This is a genomic window from Gammaproteobacteria bacterium, from assembly GCA_013001575.1.
GTDB lineage: Bacteria > Pseudomonadota > Gammaproteobacteria > Steroidobacterales > JABDMI01 > JABDMI01.
This window is the reverse complement of record JABDMI010000123.1, coordinates 1-22370: the sequence shown is the minus strand read 5'-3', so window position 1 is coordinate 22370 and position 22370 is coordinate 1. Positions and strand designations below refer to the sequence as shown.

The window sequence follows — 22370 nt, the reverse complement described above, 5'->3', positions numbered from 1 at the left end:
TGGACTCACGGATCAATCCGGGTAAGCGTTTAAAAGGAATCTCACGCAAGATCAACACTTCAACAATAAACACATACAAGGCCGTGACCGCCGCGGCTTCCGAGACGGCAAAGTACCCCGAGTAAATACCGCCCAACACGATCAGCGGCAACGGCATTTCCCAGATAGCATCTTTAAACGCTTTTGCGATACTGTATTGTTCGCCATCCGCTTTTGACTTGCTGCTGCTTTGCACTGACATTTGTGGGTTATTGCGATTCGCCCACCAACAATACACGCCCAACATTACGATCATCAAGATACCCGGCACGATTCCGGCAATGAATAAATTATCGATACTGGTTTCTGCAATCACATCTGCTTTTTCGTAATAACTGCGACCGACTTGTTGCGTCACAATCCCGTACAGAATCAAAGGCAATGACGGTGCAAACAACAAACCAAGACTTCCGCCAGTGGTCACCAATCCGAGTGAAAAATTTTCCTGATATCCGGACTGACGCAAGGCCGGGTATAACAATGCCCCCAAGGCCACGATTGTGATTCCGGTTGCGCCGGTAAAGGCCGTGAAAAATGCACACACCACCAAAGTGACAATCGCAAAACTTCCCGGCAATTTACCCAGTAATACATCAGACAGTCGCACCAGACGGTTTGGCGCCTGACTCTCACTCAAGACATAACCGGCAAATGTGAACAAGGGTATGGCAAGCAAGATCGGGGTTTCAGCCATGGTGTAAAAGTTTTCACTCACAGATACCGGAGACAAAAACTCATCACGCGTGAAATTCCACAATGCTCCTGCCGCTATCACGACAAACAAAGGTGCGCCAATGAGTGCCAACACCACCAATACGATGCCAACAATGATCATACTCATGTGTTGGCCTCACTTTTCCCGGGTATGCCAAATTCAGAATCTGGGGAACCTGTGTATAAAAAGACGTTATACACAAAGCGCAGGCCCATTAAGGCAAAGCCCAGGGGCATGATCATTTGTAATATCCAAACCGGAATATCACTAAAAGTACGCACATCAAACTGGATGGAGATCTGGACCAGCTCGATAGAGTAAAATGCCAATAACAGGCAAATAATAGCGGCAAATGCGTTGGTGAAGCGTTGAATCTGTATATTTATGCGTTCTGGCAAAAGTTTACTCAACACATCTATACTTAAGTGTTTGTTCTCGCGCGTCGCCACCAGTGAACCGAATATGGTGAGGTATAAGACCAGCATTTTCAAGGCAGGATCGGCCCAGCTCAAACCGGTAGAAAAACCGTTACGCAATATTATCTGGGCGCAGGCGATCAGCACCGTGGCAAATAACAATCCAACCAGAATTATATCTTCAAGCAGCGAAAGATATCGCTCACCCTTTCGAAGTTTGTTCACAAATCCCTGCACGTTTTTTTACCCCACTTATTCAAGCACGACTTCCAATTTGTCTGGTTTCAGATTGACAATATTATACGGATTATTGTTTTCCTACTGTAGCATTAAAAAAACGGCCATTAAGGCCGCTTTATTATCTATTACTGGATTCACTGTGAGGTTCGGTAATCCTTGATATGTTGTTGTGCCATATTGTAGAGATCTTTGGACACTTTACCCTCAGCCACTTTATTTTCGATAAAGTCATGCACTTGCTGAACAATTTTGTCAACCTCTTGTTTTTCACCTTTATCGAAGCTTACCCCGTTTTCACGCAATGCTTTTTCGGCGTTAATGTTATCCGCATAATTATCCGCATCAATTTTTTTGTATACCCGGCCGAACACCTCTTTAACAATCACCTGGTCAGCTGCATCCAGCTTACTGAAAAATCGTTTATCAATAACCAGAGTTCCATAAATATAGACGAGTGGCTGATCCAGCACATATTTGATCTTGGTATGCCATTGCAATGCGATTGCACCAATAGCCGAAGTGCCGACAATTTCCAGCAACTGGGTTTGCAAGCCAGTCAATACATCGGTGAGTGGTAATTTAACCGGCGACAATCCAAGCTCTCGCATAACTTCGAAACTCATATCGTCGTCTTCCGGGACCCAGAGTTTTTTCCCTTTGAGGTCGTCCAGGGTACGCATTTTGTCAGCCGACATCAGTTTGCCAAAGCCACCCTGGGCCAAACCAAAACCGATAAAGCCGCTTTCTTCCAGGCCCTGTATCAACACGCTGTCCATATGCTGGCGGACATAAGCGGCTTCTTCGGCACTTTCAAACAAAAATGGTAATGAGTAAATTCCAAAATCCGGATAAATGCGACTTATCCCGCCTGTGGTGAACGCCCCGCCATGCAATTGCCCAATACGGATCTTGCGGGTAACACTGGCTTCGTTGCCCATCACGCCGCCACCGTAAAACTTCACACTCACGCGGCCATCAGTACGTTGTTTGATCTCATCTGCACCAGCGCGCATGGCATTCATCCAGGCCGACCCTTCCGGAGCGACAGTCGCAAGTTTGAGCTGGGCGGCTGACGCGCCGAAAACCAGTCCAGTACTCGCAAGCAAGATGAGCGCAGTCTTGAGTAATCTATTAGTCAACATTCTTATTTGTCCTGTTTGCAAAAAAATTTAAAGGTTACACCTGTTTATGTATAATTATTGTGAGTCGGGAAAAGTATTCAAAAATAATCATCTGCGGATTCTAATAATTGTTTCGCCTCTTCTTTAGCCAAAGTATTACTCATGGTAAAACTGTTGGCAATGGTCTCACTTTGTAAAACTTCGTTAAGTAATTTGTCATGCAATTCCCGGTCATACAATGTGCGCGCATATGACTTGGCGTATTCGACTTTGGCGGATAGATTGTTGCCCTTGCTGAGAGCAATTGCCTCTTCAAAATAGCGTTTAGCAAGGTCGGGCTTTCCACCAAGAGCCGGTGGTCGAAGTGTATTGAGAATTCCCAAATACATTTTAATGCTGCCATCTCCATAATCGTCCTGCAATTCGACAATCCGCGTCAATACAAGTTCGGCTTTGGGCAATTGTGCGATCGCTGACCAATCATCCGAATTGGCCCTTATCCATACCAGCCAGCTAGTTGCGGCGGCGGCTAATGCATCAATATTCTCGAGTTTTGCAATACTCACGTGCTTGGTGAATGTATCAAAATCCATGCCATTCAGATTACATGGCGAAATTTTCAATGACAGGCAAAAGGCTTTTTCACCATGGGTGTAGGCCGTATCAGAAAGTTTTTTCGTGCGTTCGGGGTCATTGATAAAAGCCGCGGTATACAAAGAGTACATTTGTGCAGCAGAACTTCTCAATGGTTCGTTGTCAGGCGACTGACGAATAAAGCCTTCTGTTAATAACAAAAATGCCGGCGCACCCTCGCGCACCAATTCCGGGTCATTCTGGTCGAGCACAGAAGCCGCAAGACTGTCGGAAAAATTCAATAAGGGTTTTTCAATAATTTGAGCGCAACCGATCAATGAAATCGATACGGCGCACACAAACAGTGCTTGAAAAAATACACGAATGATTTCCGGCATGGAAGTAATTCCTTTTGCAAAAGTTGCCATAGTGTTGTTTGTCCCAATACTGTGCATTATACCGTCAGCCAGCCAAGCATACGACCACATAAAACTAATTCTTTGTGCTAATTATGTGACAGTTTTCAAGGCTCTTGTGAAAATTGCCCTTACGGAAATTGCTCTACGCCTTCATGCGCCAATAACCAGCGTTTAACCTCCAGCATGGGGCCTGAGGAATGACCGCAATATCCACCCAGCCCGGTTTTAGCCACAATTCGATGGCAAGGGATCAGGATCGGGATCCGGTTTCGACGACAAGCATTTGCAGCAGCACGTGCACCGCTATCAATACTCTCAGCCAATTGCCCATAGGTCCAGACCTGACCGAGAGGAATTCGGCGTAATGCATTCCAGACTTTTTTCTGGTAGTCGGTACCCTCACTGGCGAGGACCACATCAATCGGGGTTGAGGGGTCTTCCTGATAATTGAATAATGCTTCCCAAACCTGCTTGCCCGTGGCACTGCGCGGTAAGGTTTCCGGCGTATTGGGCGGTAAAAAGTCCAGTCCAACCAGATTTGGTCCATAAGTCCGGATTCCCACCACCCCAAATGGAAAAGTCACACTGCCATCATACAATTCACGCTCGGATCCAGCACTGATGACTTCAGATTTGGACGATTGTTTTCGGGATTTTTTCATTGCCTTAAGTATAAGCCTTCTCTGGAATAAGTCGACGCATATGAACAGTTTTTGTCAATGAGAAAAATTAAATCGCACACATAAAAAAGAGCGCTTGAGACCCGGTCTCAAACACTCTTTTTGCCTGCTAGCTTGCTGATAACGCGATCCGCTCAATTGCTGATCTGCGTTTTAGGCAAATCTAGATTTTTTCTTTAATACGTGCTGAACGACCCGAACGATCGCGCAAGTAATACAGTTTTGCACGACGAACGTCACCACGGCGTTTTACTTTAATTCCGGCAATGCTCTTGCTGTGGGTCTGGAAAACACGTTCCACGCCTTCGCCATGCGAAATTTTGCGTACCGTGAAAGCTGAATTCAGGCCGCGCTTGCGCTTTGCGATAACTACGCCTTCAAAAGCCTGGATACGCTCACGGGTACCTTCAACTACACGTACATCAACCACAACAGTATCGCCTGGATTAAATTCCGGAAGATCGGTTCTGAGTTGTTCGTTCTCTAATTTTTCAATGATATTGCTCATTGTTATTTACCTTTTCAAAACGGTAGAAAAATTTCTACACCAAATTAACAAAAATCTTTATTTTAAACGACTATTTTTTAACGGCATTCTTGTTGCCAGCTTCTGAACAGTCATTCTTTTCCAACAAATCCGGCCTGCGCTGTTGCGTTCGCTGCAAGGCTTGTTGTTTGCGCCATTCGGCAATCGCCTGATGATCACCGCTGAGCAAAACTTCAGGCACCTTTTGCCCGTCAATTTCAGCTGGCCGTGTGTAATGCGGATAATCCAGCGCGCCTTGCATGAATGAGTCCTGCAATGCCGACTCCTCATCACCCAGAACTCCGGGGATCAATCTTGCCACGGCATCCATCACAGCCAATGCGGGTAACTCCCCACCTGACAAAACATAGTCACCAATACTCAGCTCGATATCTATGTCATGTACTATCAGTCGTTCATCAATTCCTTCGTAACGACCAGCCACCAGGATCATTCCCGGCAGTTGAGCCATTTGCACGGCCTGTTGCTGATCAAAGCGACAGCCTGCCGGTGACATATAGATCACCGGGCTACCCTTTGGTGCCAGGCTTTTCACCTCGGCGATGGTTTTGCGCAAAGGCTCAACACACATCACCATCCCAGGGCCACCGCCATACGGTCGGTCATCAACACTGGCATGCACATCACTGGTATGTCGCCGTGGATTCCAAACCCGTAATTCCAGTTTGCCATTTTGCAAGGCGCGGCCTACAACTCCAACCCCCGCAAATGCTTCCACTTCTTGTGGAAACAAACTGATGATGTGAATTTGCATAACGCTCACCTCAATCAGTTAAATAACTCATATCCCAGTCGACCGTGATCGTTCCAGATTCGAGGTCTACTGTTTTAATCACCTGTCCCCACACATAGGGGATCAGAATATTCTTCGCATTCGTGTCGCATGGTTTCACCACCAGCACATCGTTTGCGCCTGTGGCCAGTAAATGATCCACTTGCCCTAATTCGGCATTGTGTTGGTCCTTTACCTGTAAGCCGATCAACTGATGCCAGTAAAAATCATTGGCGTCCAGATTATCAAGCTGGTTTTTGTGGATGTAGATATTGCAACCCAGCAGACTTTCAGCCTTGCAGCGATCATCCACACCGTCCAATTTAGCTATCAGGCCTTTACCCTGGGCCTTCCCTTTGCTTACTTCCAGTTCATCCAGAGTTCCACTGTTTGAGCCGGGTTTTTGCAAATACCATATTGGGTATTCGAAAATATTATTCTTGGGTTCGCAGTAGGAAAGAATCTTGAGCCAACCATGTAGCCCGAAAACCCCACCAACTTTTCCCAGTAGCAGTAATGCCTGATCACTCGTGGAGTGCGACATACTGCCAGTCGATTTACGCTGCGTCGGCTTGAGCCGCTTTAGCGTTATCTTTTAATAATTTTTTCACGCGCTCGGAAGGTTGCGCACCTTGTCCGATCCAGTGGTCAACACGCGCAACATCAATACGTAATTTTTCTGCATTGCCTTTGGCAAGCGGATTGAAAAAACCAACACGTTCGAGATAACGACCGTCACGACGGTTACGACTGTCGGTGACCACCAGGTGATAAAAAGGTGCTTTTTTGGCACCACCGCGGGATAAACGAATAACAACCATTTAAAATTTCCTCTGTGAAGTACTGAGCAATCTCAGGACTAAAAAACCGCCGCAATGCGAATTACACTGTGTGCAAGGCATCTGGCGACGGCTAAAGTTCGTAGTTAGCCGCCTATTGTATGAGAATTTATCGAAAATGTACACTCATTGTGCATTAGTTTGAATTGACCATGCTTTGCCCCTAAGTCTTTGTAATTTGGGGACTTTAGCCTTTACATGAACTAATTTAAGCTTTTCAGCAATATACAGCCGAATTGTTGTTTATTACGCTTCCACGCTCTACGCCAGCAAGCGGCCAGGTCATGCTCCGGGGATTATTGCAGACCACCTGGAAAACGCCCGCCCATAGCCCGCATCATGCCTTTCATGCCGCCTTTGCGCATTTTTTTCATGGTTTTTTGCATTTGCTTGAATTGCTTGAGCAGCCGGTTGAGATCCTGAACCTGCTGACCGGCACCTGCGGCGATGCGCCTTTTGCGCGAAGGGTTGATGACATTCACAAAATGCCGTTCTTGCGGCGTCATTGAGTCGATCAAGGCAATTTGGCGTTTAAGCATTTTGTCCGAGAGCTGACCGGGCATTTGTTGCATGGCTTTGGCGCCACCCGGTAACTTCTCCAATAGCGCACCCAGACCACCCATGCTGAGCATTTGTTCGTATTGGTCTTTGAGATCAACCAGATCGAAGGCTTTGCCCTTTTTGAATTTGCGTGCAAGTTTTTCGGCTTTGTCTTTATCAACTTGTTGTTCGACTTGTTCGACCAGACTTAAGACATCGCCCATACCCAGAATACGTGAAGCGATACGATCTGGATGGAACACTTCCAGCGCATCGATCTTTTCCCCTAGACCAATAAACTTGATCGCGGCACCGGTGATCTGACGCACCGATAGAGCAACACCACCGCGCGCATCTCCATCGGCCTTGGTTAATACAACACCGGTCAGGTCCAGGGAATCGGCAAAGGCCTTGGCGGCATTAACCGCATCTTGCCCGGCCATGGAGTCCACCACAAAAAGGGTTTCGGCGGGTTTTAAATGGGTTTGCAGAGCTTGAACTTCATCCATCATGGCACTGTCGATACCCAGGCGACCCGCGGTATCCACGATCAGAACATCCATCTGCGCCAAACGCGCCTGGTTTAAGGCACGTTGCACAATTTCCAGGGGTTTTTCTTCAGGACTTGAAGCCAGGTAATTTGCACCAACTTGTGACGACAAGGTTTCCAATTGTTTAATAGCCGCTGGACGATAAACATCGGCACTGACCATGGCCACTTTTTTCTTTTGCGCTTGAAGATGCAGGGCAAGTTTGGCCGCGGATGTGGTTTTGCCGGCACCTTGCAAACCCGCAAGTAAAATAACTGCCGGTGGCTCTGCATTCAAATTCAAAGGGTGCAGCTCGGACCCAAGAGCCTCAACCAGTTCGGCATGCACCAGTTTGATCAGAGCCTGGCCCGGAGTCAGGCTTTTGGTGATGGTTTCACCAACAGCTTTTTCTTTGATGTCAGAAACAAAGCCTTTCACCACAGGTAAAGCGACATCCGCCTCCAATAAGGCCATGCGCACTTGTCTGAGGGTGTCTTTTATATTGTCTTCGGTGATGCGGCCTTTGCCTTTAAGGCTGTCAACCACACCGGTCAAGCGTTCACTTAAACGGTCAAACATGGAATATCCTGTAGTAGCGGTCGTGATTGGCACGACGCAAATCTGTAAAGATCAATTATAACGGATTAGGGTTATGGATTAACTAACGGAAGAAATTTGACCCACATAGACTGGATCAGAAATGGCAATTTAGAGCTCGAAATGCTCGTTACCCATTAAGCGAAATACGTTGCGATCCTCGATCTGATCTTGCAATTGCTGCATGATGAGTTCTTCACTACCTGGTTTTAGATGGGTGATGAAAATATCACAGTCATGGTCCAGCTTATGAAGATCCTGCGCCAGTGTTTTAGGGCAATAATGGCCTGCGATATCGGCGAGTTCCTGCAACTCATCTTCAAATGCCGCTTCCAGAATAAACACATCAACCTGATTGCAATCATTCAGCGCTGGCCAGAGCGTATTATTGGATTTTGTATCACCGCTAAATACGAAAACACCACCTTGCGGGCTGGTTACCACATAGGAATAACAAGGCACCACATGATTTACATCGACTGCTTTGATTTTCCGGCCATCCAGCTCTACAACTTGTCCGCTCTCGATCGCTTCAAAAATGATGGACGGATTTTCTTTAGTTGGCAACTCGGTGAAATCCGGCCACATGACCCAATTGAATATATGTTGTTTAACGGCTTGAATAGTGGCTTCACTGGCATAGACTTTAAGCGGGTGATCCACGTTGCCAAATATGGTATCCACTAACAGTGGTAAAGATACCGTATGGTCAAGGTGTGAATGTGTAATGAATATATGCTGGATATTTTTCATTTGCTCGATACTGAGATCACCAATCCCGGTGCCGCAATCGATCAATATGTCCTGATCCACAAGAATGGATGTCGTGCGCAGGTTTGCACCGATGCCACCACTGCACCCGAGAATCCTGATTTGCATATTATTTTCTGACATCTGTTTTACACTCTGCTGGTACACATCATACCAGTCGCCTTCTTGATTATTCTTTTGTTAGAGTTTCAATAGCTTAGGGTTTATACTTATAGCTAATATTTATTAATATGTGCAGCGCCCATAATTTGCCGTATTATCACCCAAGCAACCCTGATTCACCAAGAAAATATTTAAAAAACTGTGGAAACGGTCACAATAATTACTCTTATTTGCATGATTTTGCTCGGTTTTGCCGCATTCGGCACAGCTAAAGGCTTACGCAATTCGCAAAATACCGGCAAATCGCAACCCGGTGTCATGGTCAATGCCAGTGCTATTCTGGCCTCATTTTTATATTTGGTGATTTGCGCACTCACTATTCTGCCCGCCTTGAACTCAGCCGACACCGGATTAAGTCTCAGTCTGGGTGGTGCAGTGGCCTTGATCGGACTGGTTTATCTGGGTTTGGGCTTGTGGTATTTTTGCGAGCAACAATTGCGCGGTTTAAGCGTCATGTTATTTGTTTTGGCAATGCTGTGTTGCCTGGGATTACTCTACACTGATAGCAGTTATCTCATCGATCGACAGGGCTGGGCACTTTATTTACACCTGGGTTTGTCACTAGCTGCTTATGCCTTTATTTCTTTTGCCGCCCTATTGACCATTATCGAGCCCTGGCAAAGTGCACGCTTGCGTAAGCGCCCCGGAGTCGCCACTTATTATATTCCACCACTGGAAAGTCTGGATTCGCAAACTTTTAAATTGATCGGATCCGGATTCGTATTGCTTAGCATGGCTTTATTAACCGGATTCTTTTTTCTGGAGAACATGCTCAGCCAACACCTCAATCACAAAGTGGTTTTATCCATTCTGTCCTGGTTGGTGTTTGCCATTTTACTGCTTGGCCGCTGGCGCCTTGGCTGGCGCGGTAAAACAGCGATGCGTCTGGCCCTGCTTGGATTCGGCCTGCTACTTCTCGCCTATTTTGGAAGCAAGTGGGTACTGGAAGTGCTTTTGCAACGCTCATGGAGCTAAACTAACGAGCACTGTACTCCATGTTTCTAGTAATTCAAGACTTGAACCTCAACAATAAAACCCTAGGCATTCGCCTTTAATGAGAACTTAATTGAACGAAATACCCATCAGCGGTCTATTTATTATTCTGATAATTCTGTTGTGCTTATCGGCATTCTTCTCAAGTACCGAGACGGCCCTGATGAGTTTGAATCGTTACCGCTTGCGCCACTTGGCAAAAAACGGATCGCGCAAAGCCAAACTGACCGAGCGCCTGTTGAAAAGACCCGACCGCCTGATTGGCATAATTCTGATCGGTAATAATGTAGTGAATGTGGGCGCGACCATGTTGACGACCGTGATCGGGTTTCGCCTCGGCGGTGAACTCGGTGCCGCAGCGGCCGGTGGGCTTTTGATCATTGCGGTATTGGTGTTTGCCGAGGTTACTCCAAAAACACTTGCCGCATTGCATCCGGAAAAGATCGGACTTCCCTCTGCTTATGTTTATTATCCTTTATTACGGGTGTTGTGGCCGGCTGTTTCAGTTTTGAATTTCCTAACCAATGGCCTGTTGCGCTTGTTTGGTATAAAGACCAGCAACATAAATCTACATAAACTCGGACGCGATGAGTTACGCACCATTGTGCACGATTTTGGTGGCGAAGTGAGTAAACGCCATCAACAAATGATGCTGGGTGTACTCGATCTAGACAGTGTCACAGTGGAAGATATCATGATCCCGCGCAGCGACGTAGAAGGCATCGACCTGGATGACGATTGGAATTTGATTGTTGAACAAATCCAAAACAGTCAGCATACATGGTTACCGGTATTTACCGATGATATTGATCATGTCGTGGGTATGTTGCATCTGCGCAAACTCATTCGTGATCTGAATGCCAACACTCTGGACAAAGATACCCTGCTCAAGCAATGTCAGGAGCCTTATTTTATCCCCGAGGTCACACCTTTGAACAAGCAACTCATGGAGTTTCAGAAAAACCATCGCCGCATTGGTCTGGTGGTGGATGAGTATGGCGATATCCAGGGACTGGTTACTCTGGAAGATCTGTTGGAAGAGATTGTCGGCGAATTCACGCAGAGCTCGCTCAACTTACAAGACATGGTTGTCGCTGAAAATACCAAAAGTTACCTGGTGCAAGGCTCCGCCAATTTACGCGAACTGAATAAATCGCAAAAATGGGAACTGCCAACCGAAGAAGCTAAAACCCTCAATGGTTTGATTCTGGAAAAATTGGGAAGTTTTCCGAGTAAAGGTGACCGAATTGAAATAGATAATTATGATCTCGAGATCGTGCATGCCCGTGCAAATACGATTCGAACCGTCAGGGTTAAAGAGAAAATAAAACCCGTCGAAGGATAGTATTAAATATTATTAAATTACCTCGTCCTGAAAAAAAGTTTACACATTGGAAAATTATTTCAATGCGGGACGAATTCTAAAAAAAAACCGGTCTTAACCGGCCTTTTTTTTCAGATCTAATTACCAAGTCTTTTAATGACCGCCGGTAGTTGCTGCAGTTGCCACACACTTGTCTATGAATTCTCCAGTCTGGGATAAGTCTAGAAATGGTAACACATTGGCGATCTGGTCATAGTTCAAGGTCGCGATCAAGCCGACTATGGTTAAGACAATCGTGTAAGGAACCGCCAACCACACCATGCGCATGTAAGACAAACGAATTGTTGGAGCTAAGGCCGAGGTTAACAAGAACAAGAACGCTGCTTGACCATTTGGGGTTGCAACAGATGGCAGGTTAGTACCGGTGTTAATTGCGATCGCCAAAGCTTCATAATGATCGCGCGCGATCACGCCACTACAAAATGCCTGCTCGACTTCTTTGATATACACACTCGCAACAAACACATTATCACTCATCATCGACAGCACACCGTTGGCCATAAAGAACAGCCCGGGTTGTGCAGACGGGTCTTTTGAAAACACATATTCAATCACCGGCTTGAACAATCCCTGATCCCCGATCATAGCTACGATCACAAAAAACACCACCAGCAGTGAAGTAAATGGCAGGGCCTCCTCAAAGGCTTTACCAATCTGGTGTTCTTCTGTAACACCGGTAAAGGTTGTGGCAAGTACAATGACCATCAAACCAATCATGCCGGGTTGTGCCACATGCTTATACAAAGCGATCACTAATACGATCGCAACCGCGCCCTGTGCGATTAATGAGGCATTATCTACAGTACGACGCTTTTTGGTCTCATGCTCGTCAAAGTCTCGCAATACGGTACGCACGTCATTTGGCAGACTGGCGCCATAACTGAATATTTTGAATTTCTCAACCAGAAAACAGGTGAATAATCCCGCCACAAAAACCGGTAAGGATACTGGTGCAACCATTTTGAAGAACATCACAAAATCCCAACCCAGTTTATCGGCAATGATCAGGTTCTGGGGCTCACCAACCTGGGTCATGACACCACCCAATGCAGTACCTACCCCGGCATGCATCATCAGATTGCGTAAAAACGCCCTGAACTCCCTAAGCTCTTCACGATCGATCTCCGGCTCCACTTCACCTTCATCTTTAAACGTTGCACCAGACGCTACACGATGATAAACCGAATAAAACCCGGTCGCTACCGTGATCACTACAGCAATTACTGTCAATGCATCAAGAAAAGCGGATAGAATTGCCGACACTGCACAGAACAACACCGATAAAACAATCTTGGAATGAAAACGCAGAAGTATTTTCGTGAAAACATACAAGAGCATGTCTTTCATAAAATAAATACCTGCCACCATAAACATTAACAGAGCAATAACACCAAGATTCACTTGCAATTCATGCCAGGCATGTCCGGGGGTGGTCATGCCAATTAATACAGCTTCTAATGCGATCAATCCGCCTGGTTGCAGGGGGTAACATTTCAATGCCATCGCCAAAGTAAGAATAAACTCGCCAACCATGATCCAGCCAGCCCAGAATCCGCCTAACAGGTGAAACAAGATAGGATTCAAAATTAAGCATCCTATAATTGTGAATTTATACCAGTCTGGTGAATTACCCAGAAAATTTTTGGCGAAAGCCTGGGTCATGTTCATGTATTGGCTCATAAGTAACTCATTTGTTGTTAATTGGTCTGCAGAATTATGAAGTGCATAAGCTAAATACAGCGCGCTATGCGAAATTGCACTAATTGTTGGTTGTGGTTGTGGCTGTGGTTGTGGATTTTATCCTGTTTGCGGGTATTTTTCTGAACTATTAGTGCACAGAATTCAATCCTCGGGCCATAAAGATTGCCCGGACTGCTCTGACAATTTCGCCACCATCTTCTGATGTTCACTGAATTCATTGGTGCTGGCTTTTTTGACCACCAGAGCAAGGGATGGGTCAATAATGAACTGTTTTGTATCGGTCACATTTTGTACAGCATCCTTTCCCCCAAATAAAGTCGACTGACCACCGGTCATGGCCAAATACACATCCGCCAATAGCCGTGCATCCAGTAAGGCGCCGTGCAGGTCGCGTTTGGAATTATCCACGCCATAGCGTTTACACAGTGCATCCAGACTGTTTCGCTGCCCGGGGTGCATTTGTCGCGCCAGAGGCAGAGTATCCAGGATCTGGCATCGCTCTTCAATTGGCATATACGACTGTTTCAAAAGTCGAATTTCGTGATTCAGGAAACCCACGTCAAACGGCGCGTTATGAATGATCAATTCCGCCCCGTCGATATACTCAAGCAAGGGTTGCACTACATCATTGAACAGTGGCTTACTCGCAAGAAACTCACGTGATAAACCATGCACAGCTTCAGCGCCTGCCTCAATGTCCCGTTCTGGATTCAGATAACGATGAAAATCATTACGCGTCGGGCGACGATCAATAAGTTCGATACAACCGATCTCGATTATTCGATGACCCTGACGAGGTTCCAATCCGGTGGTTTCAGTGTCTAAAACAATTTGGCGCATATGTTTATCCGATTACGTTTAGAGTTTATTCTTGCTCTGGTAAATCTTCCTCGGCCAGCATTTCATCCAGGGCCTCGTTGGCGAGTTGATCGGCAATTTCGTTATCTTCATGCCCGGCGTGACCTTTCACCCAGTGCCAGGTAATCTCATGACGCCCGGTTTCCTTATCCAGTGCTTGCCAGAGGTCCTGATTTTTAACCGGCTTTTTCGCAGCGGTTTTCCAGCCTCGTTTTTTCCAGCCTTCCAACCAGTCGCGAATCCCCTGTTGCACATAACGCGAGTCGGTGTGTAGATCGACCAGGCTGTTTTTTTTCAAGGCCCGTAAAGCCATGATCGCTGCCATTAATTCCATGCGGTTATTTGTGGTTTGCTCTTCAGCCCCTTTAAGGGTTTTACTTATCCCGTTGTGTTTGCCCTGGGCGCGTAAAATAACACCCCAGCCTCCGGGGCCGGGGTTGCCCCGACAGGCACCGTCGGTATGAATAACTACATGGGGTAAGTTCTTGATCTCGCTAACGTTGCTAACTGTCATTAGTCCTGACTTTCATTCTTGGATAAACAAGGTGATTTGCGTGAGACCACACGCAGACTCGCAGGACTGCGGTTAGAATTGGTCACTTTAACCGGCATCAGTTCCTTGACACTGTTACGTGTGGAAGGACTGACCAATTGCATGCGGCCTTTTTTCTCGGGCTTGCCAAAATTCCTCACCATGGTCATCGGGGTATAGCGCAACAAAGCTTCAAAATGATACACCATGCCCAGCAAGGGATAAGTAGTAACGCGTTGTTCAGCGGAACATTTTTTCTGGTGATGAGAAAATCGTGACATGTTCGGTGCGATCAGGGTGTGTATATTCGTGACATCATAATTTAACAAGTGCAACCAGTCCTGCAAACGAAACTGACTCAGCTCGCTATGAATATTTGTCTGTGTGCGATCTTTCCAAAACCAGAATTTTCGAGACCAACGCCGCAACGGATTAAATCCTATTATGCTGACGCGACCGCCATCATCCAGTATTCGGGTGATCTCGCGCAACAAGGCTTGCGGATCTTTTTGCTGTTCCAGCGAGTGCATTACAATCACCCAGCTTACGCTACTGGTTTCAATATTCTTGTTATTTGTACAGCATAAGTGTGCATTGTCAAAATTTGCTTTAAATACGCTGGCTTGAGACCGGCCAGTTGCATTCTCACAAATCTGTGATAAAAATCGATCATCCCCGATAAACGCCACCGAACCAACGGCCGCGACTTCAAGTTGCTGGCGGATCAATTTGCTTTCTTGCTGCATGACAAATTTGCCATAGTCGCTGTCTAGCCACGAAGTCTGCATTACAATAGGGTTCTCTTGAGTACTCACAAGCACAGTTTAACATGTCGACCACGCTGAAAGTCACCCCGATACCGGCCTTCTTAGATAACTATATCTGGACCCTGCATGCGCCGCTTAATCCGCGCAGGGTAGCTGTTGTTGACCCGGGCGATGCCCAGGCTGTCGAGGCTCATCTCAAGCAATCTGGTTTAACTTTGTGTGCTATTCTGATCACCCATCATCACCACGACCACACTGGCGGCCTTTTACAATTAAAACAAAAATATAAGGTTCCGGTGTACGGCCCGGCAACGGAAAAAATTACCGGACTTGATCATACCCTGGCACATGGCGACCATATACACATCGAGGATCTGAATATGCATTTTGATATCCTGGATCTCCCCGGTCATACCCTTGGACACATAGCGTATTACGGTCATGCCGCGGTTTTTTGTGGTGACACACTATTCAGTGGCGGATGCGGGCGAATGTTTGAAGGCACCCCAGAAATGTTTCATCACAGTTTGCAAACACTCGCTGAATTGCCTGAAGACACCGCGGTCTATTGCACGCACGAATACACCGCTGCTAATTTACGCTTTGCCGCTTACGTTGAGCCTGACAACACAGATATACAGGCCTACCAAAGCTACGTAACCCAAAAACGTGCGAATCAGCAGGTCACCTTACCCAGTACGATCGCTCTGGAAAAAAAGATCAATCCGTTCTTGCACTGCGCGGATGACTTGGTACAGAAAAATATTGCCAGGCTTAGTCAACACAGTTTCAGCGACTTACACAAGAATCCGGTGAAAACTTTTGCATGTATGCGTGCATTAAAAGATAATTTTTAAATCAAAATAATCGAAGTAATAACAAAAACTAAAAATATGAGAAATAAAATTTCAATCAAGAGCATTGCCTTGCTGTTCAGCGTATTTGCTATTCTGCTGACAAGTCATGCTAATGCCGATGAAAACCAAATCTCGTATATTGAGGGCGTGGACTATATTGTTATTGACTCTTCAGTCTCTAGCAGTATAGCTGGAAGTAACATCAATCAAGCTTACTACGGCAGGATCTATCCTGGTTTGGTCGCCAATTTCAGCTTACCTGCACAAACCACTGAAGTCGCCGTTAAACGAATCAACAGTCAATACAACTGGTTCAAAAAAAATCCGCAATACATGCAAAGAGTCTGGAAGCGTGCAGCTCCGTATCTGTATCACATCGTTCGTGAGCTCGAAAAACGGGACATGCCAATGGAGCTTGCCCTGCTGCCGATTGTAGAAAGCGCCTATGACCCGTTTGCCTACTCGCACGGACGGGCCGCCGGTTTGTGGCAGATCATTCCCGGCACCGGGAAATATCTGGGTGTGCAGCAAGACTGGTGGTATGACGGTCGCCGCGATGTGCTCGACTCAACGCGTGCCGCTCTGGATTATCTGGAATCATTGCATAAACAGTTCAAAGGTGATTGGCTGCTGGCGATTGCGGCTTACAACAGTGGCGGGGGAAACGTACGTAAGGGAATTCGACGCAATACCCGCAAGCAACGGCCTACCGATTTTTGGTCATTGCCTTTACCCAAAGAAACCAAAGCTTATGTGCCCAAACTATTGGCTTTGAAAAAACTTTTTTTGGAAAACTCTACTCAGAACATGTTACCCAGTATTCCGAATAGCGCCCATTTCACCAGTATAGATATCAGCTCACAGATCGATCTGGCAACGGCATCCGAACTTGCCGGGATTGACCTGGATACCCTGTATAAACTCAACCCGGGCTTTAACCACTGGGCCAGCGCCCCGCATGGTCCGCATCGTTTATTGATTCCGGTAAGCCGTGCCGATGCATTTCAAACACAGCTTGCGGAATTACCTGCCGAACAACGTATCAAATTACAGCGCTACCAAGTTAAACCCGGTGACACACTCTCGGTACTGGCACGCCGCAATAAAACCAGCATTGTTGCAATTCAACAAGCCAATTCTTTGCAGGGACATAATCTACGTGCCGGTCAGCATTTGTTAATTCCCCAGGCAAGTGCCTCGCAGGCAAAATACAGCAAAACCCAGGATGCCCGACGCCAGCGCATTCAAAGCACAAACCGAAAAGGCACTCGCATCAATTACGTAGTGAAACCCGGTGACAGTTTCTGGAAAATTTCCAATCACTTTAATGTTCAACAACGCAAACTGGCACAATGGAATGGAATGGCACCCGGAGATACGCTCAAGATTGGACAAAAACTGGTGGTCTGGAGCAAGGATAGATCACTACAAATTGACTCTGCGCCCGTAAATGGGGTGCAAACCCAACGTAAAATTCATTACAAGGTCAGACGCGGAGACACTTTGTCGGGAATCGCCGCTAAATTCAAGGTTCGTACCTCACAATTACAAGCCTGGAATCGCACCCGCCTGGGCAAATACCTGCAGCCTGGTCAAACATTAAAAATACTCGTGGATGTGCGCAAGCAAAGCGGTTCTTGAAATTTTGCATTCACTGGTTAACAGTTAACTGAGTTACAATTCGGTATACAAAATTTTTCGGAGTGTAATTATGGGCTTTCTTGCCGGTAAAAAAGTTCTCATCGTTGGCCTGGCCAGCAACCGTTCCATTGCTTACGGAATAGCTTCTGCCATGCATAGGGAAGGTGCTGAGTTGGCTTTCACTTACCAAAACGAGAAACTGCAGCCACGGGTGGAAAAAATGGCAGCGGAATTCAACAGTGAATTATGTTTTCCACTGGATGTGGCGCATGACTCGGAAATTGATTCGGTGTTTCAAGAATTGGGCAAGCACTGGGACGGTCTGGATACAATAATCCATTCGGTCGGATTTGCACCGCGCGAACAATTGGCCGGAAAATTTCTCGACAGCGTGACCCGGGAAGGCTACCAGATCGCACACGACATCAGCGCTTACAGTTTTGTTGCCCTTGCGAAAGCGGGTCGCGAAATGATGCAAGGCCGTAACGGTTCACTGCTGACCTTGAGCTATTTGGGCGCGGTACGAGCAGTACCTAATTACAATGTAATGGGTCTGGCCAAAGCCAGCCTCGAAGCCAGTGTGCGTTTTCTGGCACAGGATATGGGCCCTGAAGGCATTCGTGTCAATGCGGTCTCGGCGGGTCCGATCAAAACTCTGGCCGCCGCAGGCATCAGCGGTTTCAGGAATATACTGGGGCACGTCACCGAGGTTGCGCCCTTGCGCCGTAATATCACGGCGGAAGATGTGGGCAATGCGGCCGCTTTTTTGTGCTCTGACTTGGCGGCAGGTATTACCGGTGAGATCCTGTATGTTGACGGCGGTTATTCACACGTCGCTTTCACTCTCTAATTGCGCTTGGCAGGAACTAATCTAGTACAAACGTAAATTCAATCCGTGTGAGCCAAGAACGGTTTAAGTCTTGGCGACTTGCGGTTCCTGGAAGGCCTCGCGTTCGTCGAATAAAGGTTCATTTTCCAGTGCTGCGATAATCGTTGCGCAGGTTGCGTCACCGATCACATTCACACTGGTTCTGAGCATGTCCAGAACCCTGTCAAAAACAAACAACACACCAACAGCCTCAATAGGCAATCCTACGGCAACCAGAATAACCGCAATGGCGACCAGCGACGCCGATGGAATTCCGGCCACGCCGATGGAGGTCATCAGCGCCACAACTACAATTGTGAACTGGGTCCCAAAGCCAAGGTCGATCCCGAAGGCCTGAGCGATAAACATCGCGGCCATACATTCATATAGTGCCGTGCCATTCATATTAACTGTAGCGCCCAGTGGCAATACAAAACTACTGATCTTGTTGGACACCCCTACATTGTTCTCAATACAATCCATGGTGATTGGTAAGGTTGCAGACGAAGATGCCGTCGAGAATGAGGTCAGCATCGCTGGTGAAATAGCCCGATAAAAACGCCAGGGATTCACTTTACCCAATTTTTTCAACAATATTGGCAAGGTGACCAGAACATGGATTGCCAATGCGATCACAACGGTAATAGCAAATATTAGCAAGGATCGGCCGGCATCAAATCCGGTCTTGAGTATTACGGCTGCAACCAGACCGAATACCCCCACCGGAGCCCAGGCCATAATAAATTCCGTCATGCTCATCATGACTTTGAATACACCATCCCAAAAACGATAAAGGGGTTCGGCATTTTCATGCGGCAAATGCGTCATAAAAAACCCGAATAACAAACTGAAAACGATCAAGCCCAGCATCTGGCCTTCAGCTGCTGCTTTGACAATATTGGGGGGAACCATGCGCACAAAAATTTCAACCACATCACCCGCGCCTTTTTCCCCGACCTTGCCTTTGGCTTCATCCGCGTATTCTGCCAAGGCCAGTTTGTCTTTTACCGGCTCGCCATTTTCTACTCCGGGATTAACCAGATTGACCAGCAACAGGCCTACCAATATGGCAGCCAAGGTTGTGCCCGCATAAAAGAGCAATGTTCTTCCGCCCAAGCGTCCAAGATTCTCGGCCGTACCTATACCTGCAACACCCACAATAATGGAAGATACAATTAATGGTACGATCAACATTTTCAAGGCATTTAAAAAGATCTTGCCAATAAATTCAAAGACTGAAAGGATGGTGACACCACCAATTGCAGTGTCTTTGGAAATAAACTGAATGGCCTCGGGTCCATGCGAAAAAATACCCACCACTGCCGCCAAAGCGAGTGCGATCATGATCTGCCAATGCAGCTGTAAGGACATCAGTTTTTTAAACATAGTGGGCTCGAATAATTTTCGTTGGTATTTTTAGTTATTTAGTTCTTCTTGTTCTGGCGGAATGTAAATATCCGCTTTTTCACGCAGACTTGCGAGATACGCATTCATTTCATTATTACCGTTTTGTGCCGAGATTGCACGACTTGCAGCCTGTTTTTCGGTTTCAGCCATGGAATCCACAGCACCCGGTGTTACCTCAGTCAGATAAAATATTGCGTAATCACCATTATTCATTTCCACGCCTTCCTCAACCGCCTGTTCACCTTGTGGCTTGCTGGCATTGAATATTGCCCCGAGCAATTCGCCCTGAATACCGGCCTGACTCCGGGTAATACTGGCTTCCGGGGTAAAACTGTAGTCATTCTCTTCGGCTTTGGCTTGTAATTCTTCCACCGAGCTTATTTCGGCTTGTAAAGCGATTCCCGCATCAGCTGCCATTTTACTGGCGGCTTTACTTTCGAGCTGGGCGCGTAACTGGGCTTTAACCTCATCCAGGGATTTTTGTCTTACGTCACGGTATTCGGTAACGCGCAAGAATATCGCCTGATCAGCAGACGCTGCGATCAGATCTGAATTAGTGCCATTTCGCAGCTCCTCACTAAAAATGGCTTTTTTAACTTCCTGCAATGCCGCAAGACCGGCAAATGAACTGCGGGTAATATTTTTCTGGGTCTTAACGGTCAAACCGTTGTTTTGGGCAACGTCTGATAAGGTATCGCGTGCATCGAAAACCTCATTGGCAAGTTCTTCAGCGCGCTCACCCAGGTATCCCTCAACTTGCAGTTGGCGATATTCCGATTCCAGGGAAGTGCGTTGCTCTTCATCCAGATCAGCAAAGGCGGGAGAATCACTTTCTTTGATATCCGTGACTTGAATGATGTGATACCCATACTGGGTTTTAACCAGATCAGAAGTCTCGCCAATATCCAGACTAAAAGCTGCATTTTCAAATTCGGGCACCATTTTGCCACGACCAAAAAATCCAAGCTCGCCATTCGAAGCAGCAGAACCGAGGTCATCCGAATGCTCCTTAGCTAACTCACCGAAGTCTGCGCCATTTTCAATTTGCTCCAGCAAGGATTCGGCGAATGCTTTTTTCTCTTGCGGGTCACCTTCGTCTGTGGCGATCAAAATATGGCGGGCTTCGCGTTCTTCCGGTGTGCCGAAACGAAAACTGACACTCGCATAGTAATCAGCCAGGATCTCGTCATTCACTTCCACATCTTTGGCCAGATCCTGGGTGGTCAATTCAATGTATTCAATATCTACCGCTTCTTCACTTAACAAGCTGGCTTTGCTGGCTTCATACTCCGCAAGAATATCCTCATCGCTAATACTAACTTGTTCCTTAAAGCGACTGGCCGGGATTATCGCAAAAGCTGCACTGCGCTGTTCATTTTCCAATATCTGTTTTTGTGTGATCTCGGCGGGAATCGAAAAAGCACTGCTTGCCAGCGCGTTGCGTAATTGATTGATACTCAGCGAATTTTTTAAACTCCGTTCAAATTGGCCCGGTGACTGACCGGCGATCAAAAGTTGTTGCTCGTAAACTTTACGATCGAATTGCCCATTTATCTGAAATTGCGGAATGCTTTTGATCTGATCAAGCAAGGCGTCATTGGTGATGCGATAACGATCATCATAAATACGTTGACGAATTAATTCGTCACGAATCATGGTATCCAGGATATTATCACGCAGTTGCTGACGGGTTTCATCCGGAATACCGTCTGGATAATACTGAGAATAACGGCTTTCGGCTCGCTGCACACCTGAGCGAAATTCATTTAACGGAATTTCCACCCCATTCACTTTGGCGGCGTAATTCACACCAGTCAGGCTCGGAGTGGTAACCCCGAAAAATACGAATGAGAGCGTGATCAAAACCAAAACGACGATGGCAAGAATGCCCGTCACACGGCTACGAATTAGTTGAAGCATGAAGTTTCCTTAAAATCCAAGTATGACAACGCCCTTGTCAATCGGCCTTCTATACAAATGGCAAACGCAGGAGCATCGGTAAACCGCGTATTTTAACGAGGAACCAGGCTGTGGTCACGGCTTTAACTGTATATTTAGCACTATATTCGAGGATTTATGCGGATAGTGACTGATTTGCTCCCAATTGAGTGAAAATCAGTCAACAAACGTGCTTAAAAAAACCATCGCCCAGAACGCCTAGTATAAAAAAACCACCCGAAGGTGGTTTTCTTATTCTGGCGGAGCGGACGAGACACACTCGGTACGTCCTGTACCTCGCCCTTCGGGCAGCTGAAGCTGCGCAAAATGGCTGTCCTACCATTTGGTCAAACCCGGGGTTCTCGCCCCGTCTGTACAGAAATAAAAAAACCACCCGAAGGTGGTTTTCTTATTCTGGCGGAGCGGACGGGACACACTCGGTACGTCCTGTACCTCGCCCTTC

Annotated in this window: 22 protein-coding genes; 5 read left to right on the top strand and 17 right to left on the bottom strand. The window is 46.8% G+C overall.

The window, feature by feature from the left end:
• The 11 genes from HKN88_09785 to HKN88_09735 form a co-directional block, all read right to left on the bottom strand.
• Positions 1 to 880, bottom strand: an 880-nt coding sequence (locus HKN88_09785; protein NNC98347.1) for a TRAP transporter large permease subunit, incomplete at its 3' end; no start/stop codon positions are given.
• Positions 877 to 1395 carry a TRAP transporter small permease gene (locus HKN88_09780; protein ID NNC98346.1) on the bottom strand — a complete coding sequence of 173 codons (519 nt, stop codon included), beginning with the start codon at positions 1393 to 1395 and terminating at the stop codon, positions 877 to 879. The genes HKN88_09780 and HKN88_09785, both read right to left, overlap by 4 nt.
• Positions 1396 to 1544: 149 nt before the next feature.
• A complete protein-coding gene (gene dctP, locus HKN88_09775) occupies positions 1545 to 2552 on the bottom strand; it encodes a TRAP transporter substrate-binding protein DctP (GenBank protein ID NNC98345.1) in 1008 nt (335 codons plus the stop codon).
• A 77-nt stretch (positions 2553 to 2629) separates the two neighbouring features.
• Positions 2630 to 3532, bottom strand: a complete 903-nt coding sequence (locus HKN88_09770) for a hypothetical protein (protein ID NNC98344.1) — start codon at positions 3530 to 3532, stop codon at positions 2630 to 2632.
• A 119-nt stretch (positions 3533 to 3651) separates the two neighbouring features.
• Positions 3652 to 4185, bottom strand: a complete 534-nt coding sequence (locus HKN88_09765; protein ID NNC98343.1) for a methylated-DNA--[protein]-cysteine S-methyltransferase — start codon at positions 4183 to 4185, stop codon at positions 3652 to 3654.
• 181 nt (positions 4186 to 4366) lie between these two features.
• Positions 4367 to 4711: a 50S ribosomal protein L19 gene (rplS, locus tag HKN88_09760; GenBank protein NNC98342.1), complete on the bottom strand. Its 345-nt coding sequence runs from the start codon at positions 4709 to 4711 to the stop codon at positions 4367 to 4369.
• 70 nt (positions 4712 to 4781) lie between these two features.
• Entirely contained in the window at positions 4782 to 5504 is a 723-nt protein-coding gene (gene trmD / locus HKN88_09755) for a tRNA (guanosine(37)-N1)-methyltransferase TrmD (GenBank protein ID NNC98341.1), read from the bottom strand.
• A gap of 10 nt (positions 5505 to 5514) precedes the next feature.
• Positions 5515 to 6066 carry a ribosome maturation factor RimM gene (gene rimM / locus HKN88_09750; GenBank protein ID NNC98340.1) on the bottom strand — a complete coding sequence of 184 codons (552 nt, stop codon included), beginning with the start codon at positions 6064 to 6066 and terminating at the stop codon, positions 5515 to 5517.
• 13 nt (positions 6067 to 6079) lie between these two features.
• Positions 6080 to 6343, bottom strand: coding sequence for a 30S ribosomal protein S16 (gene rpsP, locus HKN88_09745; GenBank protein ID NNC98339.1), 264 nt, complete (start codon positions 6341 to 6343; stop codon positions 6080 to 6082).
• A gap of 314 nt (positions 6344 to 6657) precedes the next feature.
• On the bottom strand, positions 6658 to 8010 hold the full coding sequence (gene ffh, locus HKN88_09740; protein NNC98338.1) for a signal recognition particle protein: 1353 nt from the start codon (positions 8008 to 8010) through the stop codon (positions 6658 to 6660).
• A 129-nt stretch (positions 8011 to 8139) separates the two neighbouring features.
• On the bottom strand, positions 8140 to 8922 hold the full coding sequence (locus HKN88_09735) for a 3',5'-cyclic-nucleotide phosphodiesterase (GenBank protein NNC98337.1): 783 nt from the start codon (positions 8920 to 8922) through the stop codon (positions 8140 to 8142).
• Between the two features lie 213 nt (positions 8923 to 9135).
• Between HKN88_09735 and ccsA the strand changes: the two genes are divergently transcribed.
• Together ccsA and HKN88_09725 are read left to right on the top strand one after the other, a co-directional pair.
• Positions 9136 to 9936, top strand: coding sequence for a cytochrome c biogenesis protein CcsA (gene ccsA / locus HKN88_09730; GenBank protein NNC98336.1), 801 nt, complete (start codon positions 9136 to 9138; stop codon positions 9934 to 9936).
• A gap of 91 nt (positions 9937 to 10027) precedes the next feature.
• Complete coding sequence (locus HKN88_09725; GenBank protein NNC98335.1) at positions 10028 to 11299, top strand: HlyC/CorC family transporter; 1272 nt, start codon at positions 10028 to 10030, stop codon at positions 11297 to 11299.
• 132 nt (positions 11300 to 11431) lie between these two features.
• On the opposite strand, the gene nhaB is transcribed toward HKN88_09725, so the two are convergent.
• The 4 genes from nhaB to HKN88_09705 all read right to left on the bottom strand — a co-directional run bounded on the left by nhaB (position 11432) and on the right by HKN88_09705 (position 15217).
• Complete coding sequence (gene nhaB / locus HKN88_09720) at positions 11432 to 13006, bottom strand: sodium/proton antiporter NhaB (protein NNC98334.1); 1575 nt, start codon at positions 13004 to 13006, stop codon at positions 11432 to 11434.
• Positions 13007 to 13180: 174 nt separating this feature from the next.
• Positions 13181 to 13879 carry a DNA polymerase III subunit epsilon gene (gene dnaQ / locus HKN88_09715; protein NNC98333.1) on the bottom strand — a complete coding sequence of 233 codons (699 nt, stop codon included), beginning with the start codon at positions 13877 to 13879 and terminating at the stop codon, positions 13181 to 13183.
• 25 nt (positions 13880 to 13904) lie between these two features.
• The gene (rnhA, locus tag HKN88_09710) at positions 13905 to 14411 is read right to left on the bottom strand and encodes a ribonuclease HI (protein NNC98332.1); all 507 of its coding nucleotides are present in this window, start codon (positions 14409 to 14411) and stop codon (positions 13905 to 13907) included.
• Positions 14411 to 15217, bottom strand: coding sequence for a hypothetical protein (locus HKN88_09705; protein ID NNC98331.1), 807 nt, complete (start codon positions 15215 to 15217; stop codon positions 14411 to 14413). The genes rnhA and HKN88_09705 overlap by 1 nt, the downstream gene beginning before the upstream one ends.
• 41 nt (positions 15218 to 15258) lie before the next feature.
• Here HKN88_09705 and gloB point away from each other — a divergent pair, with 41 nt between their 5' ends.
• From gloB to HKN88_09690, 3 genes are all read left to right on the top strand, one after another.
• Positions 15259 to 16053: a hydroxyacylglutathione hydrolase gene (gene gloB, locus HKN88_09700; protein ID NNC98330.1), complete on the top strand. Its 795-nt coding sequence runs from the start codon at positions 15259 to 15261 to the stop codon at positions 16051 to 16053.
• A 36-nt stretch (positions 16054 to 16089) separates the two neighbouring features.
• Positions 16090 to 17694: a LysM peptidoglycan-binding domain-containing protein gene (locus tag HKN88_09695; protein NNC98329.1), complete on the top strand. Its 1605-nt coding sequence runs from the start codon at positions 16090 to 16092 to the stop codon at positions 17692 to 17694.
• 70 nt (positions 17695 to 17764) lie between these two features.
• Positions 17765 to 18544 (top strand): SDR family oxidoreductase, encoded by a 780-nt coding sequence (locus HKN88_09690; protein NNC98328.1) that lies wholly within the window; start codon positions 17765 to 17767, stop codon positions 18542 to 18544.
• A 63-nt stretch (positions 18545 to 18607) separates the two neighbouring features.
• On the opposite strand, the gene HKN88_09685 is transcribed toward HKN88_09690, so the two are convergent.
• Positions 18608 to 19936, bottom strand: a complete 1329-nt coding sequence (locus HKN88_09685) for a dicarboxylate/amino acid:cation symporter (protein NNC98327.1) — start codon at positions 19934 to 19936, stop codon at positions 18608 to 18610.
• Positions 19937 to 19978: 42 nt separating this feature from the next.
• Complete coding sequence (locus HKN88_09680) at positions 19979 to 21889, bottom strand: hypothetical protein (protein ID NNC98326.1); 1911 nt, start codon at positions 21887 to 21889, stop codon at positions 19979 to 19981.
• Positions 21890 to 22370: the final 481 nt, after the last annotated feature.

What these genes read in the sequence shown, in the direction of transcription:
- HKN88_09735 (NNC98337.1), bottom strand. Translation starts at nt 8,922, where the DNA reads ATGTCAGAAAATAATATGCAAATCAGGATTCTCGGGTGCAGTGGTGGC.
- ffh (NNC98338.1), bottom strand. Translation starts at nt 8,010, where the DNA reads ATGTTTGACCGTTTAAGTGAACGCTTGACCGGTGTGGTTGACAGCCTT.
- HKN88_09705 (NNC98331.1), bottom strand. Translation starts at nt 15,217, where the DNA reads ATGCAGACTTCGTGGCTAGACAGCGACTATGGCAAATTTGTCATGCAG.
- dnaQ (NNC98333.1), bottom strand. Translation starts at nt 13,879, where the DNA reads ATGCGCCAAATTGTTTTAGACACTGAAACCACCGGATTGGAACCTCGT.
- rimM (NNC98340.1), bottom strand. Translation starts at nt 6,066, where the DNA reads ATGTCGCACTCCACGAGTGATCAGGCATTACTGCTACTGGGAAAAGTT.
- HKN88_09680 (NNC98326.1), bottom strand. Translation starts at nt 21,889, where the DNA reads ATGCTTCAACTAATTCGTAGCCGTGTGACGGGCATTCTTGCCATCGTC.
- ccsA (NNC98336.1), top strand. Translation starts at nt 9,136, where the DNA reads ATGATTTTGCTCGGTTTTGCCGCATTCGGCACAGCTAAAGGCTTACGC.
- HKN88_09765 (NNC98343.1), bottom strand. Translation starts at nt 4,185, where the DNA reads ATGAAAAAATCCCGAAAACAATCGTCCAAATCTGAAGTCATCAGTGCT.
- HKN88_09695 (NNC98329.1), top strand. Translation starts at nt 16,090, where the DNA reads ATGAGAAATAAAATTTCAATCAAGAGCATTGCCTTGCTGTTCAGCGTA.
- HKN88_09690 (NNC98328.1), top strand. Translation starts at nt 17,765, where the DNA reads ATGGGCTTTCTTGCCGGTAAAAAAGTTCTCATCGTTGGCCTGGCCAGC.
- trmD (NNC98341.1), bottom strand. Translation starts at nt 5,504, where the DNA reads ATGCAAATTCACATCATCAGTTTGTTTCCACAAGAAGTGGAAGCATTT.
- gloB (NNC98330.1), top strand. Translation starts at nt 15,259, where the DNA reads ATGTCGACCACGCTGAAAGTCACCCCGATACCGGCCTTCTTAGATAAC.
- dctP (NNC98345.1), bottom strand. Translation starts at nt 2,552, where the DNA reads ATGTTGACTAATAGATTACTCAAGACTGCGCTCATCTTGCTTGCGAGT.
- rnhA (NNC98332.1), bottom strand. Translation starts at nt 14,411, where the DNA reads ATGACAGTTAGCAACGTTAGCGAGATCAAGAACTTACCCCATGTAGTT.
- rpsP (NNC98339.1), bottom strand. Translation starts at nt 6,343, where the DNA reads ATGGTTGTTATTCGTTTATCCCGCGGTGGTGCCAAAAAAGCACCTTTT.
- HKN88_09770 (NNC98344.1), bottom strand. Translation starts at nt 3,532, where the DNA reads ATGGCAACTTTTGCAAAAGGAATTACTTCCATGCCGGAAATCATTCGT.
- nhaB (NNC98334.1), bottom strand. Translation starts at nt 13,006, where the DNA reads ATGAACATGACCCAGGCTTTCGCCAAAAATTTTCTGGGTAATTCACCA.
- rplS (NNC98342.1), bottom strand. Translation starts at nt 4,711, where the DNA reads ATGAGCAATATCATTGAAAAATTAGAGAACGAACAACTCAGAACCGAT.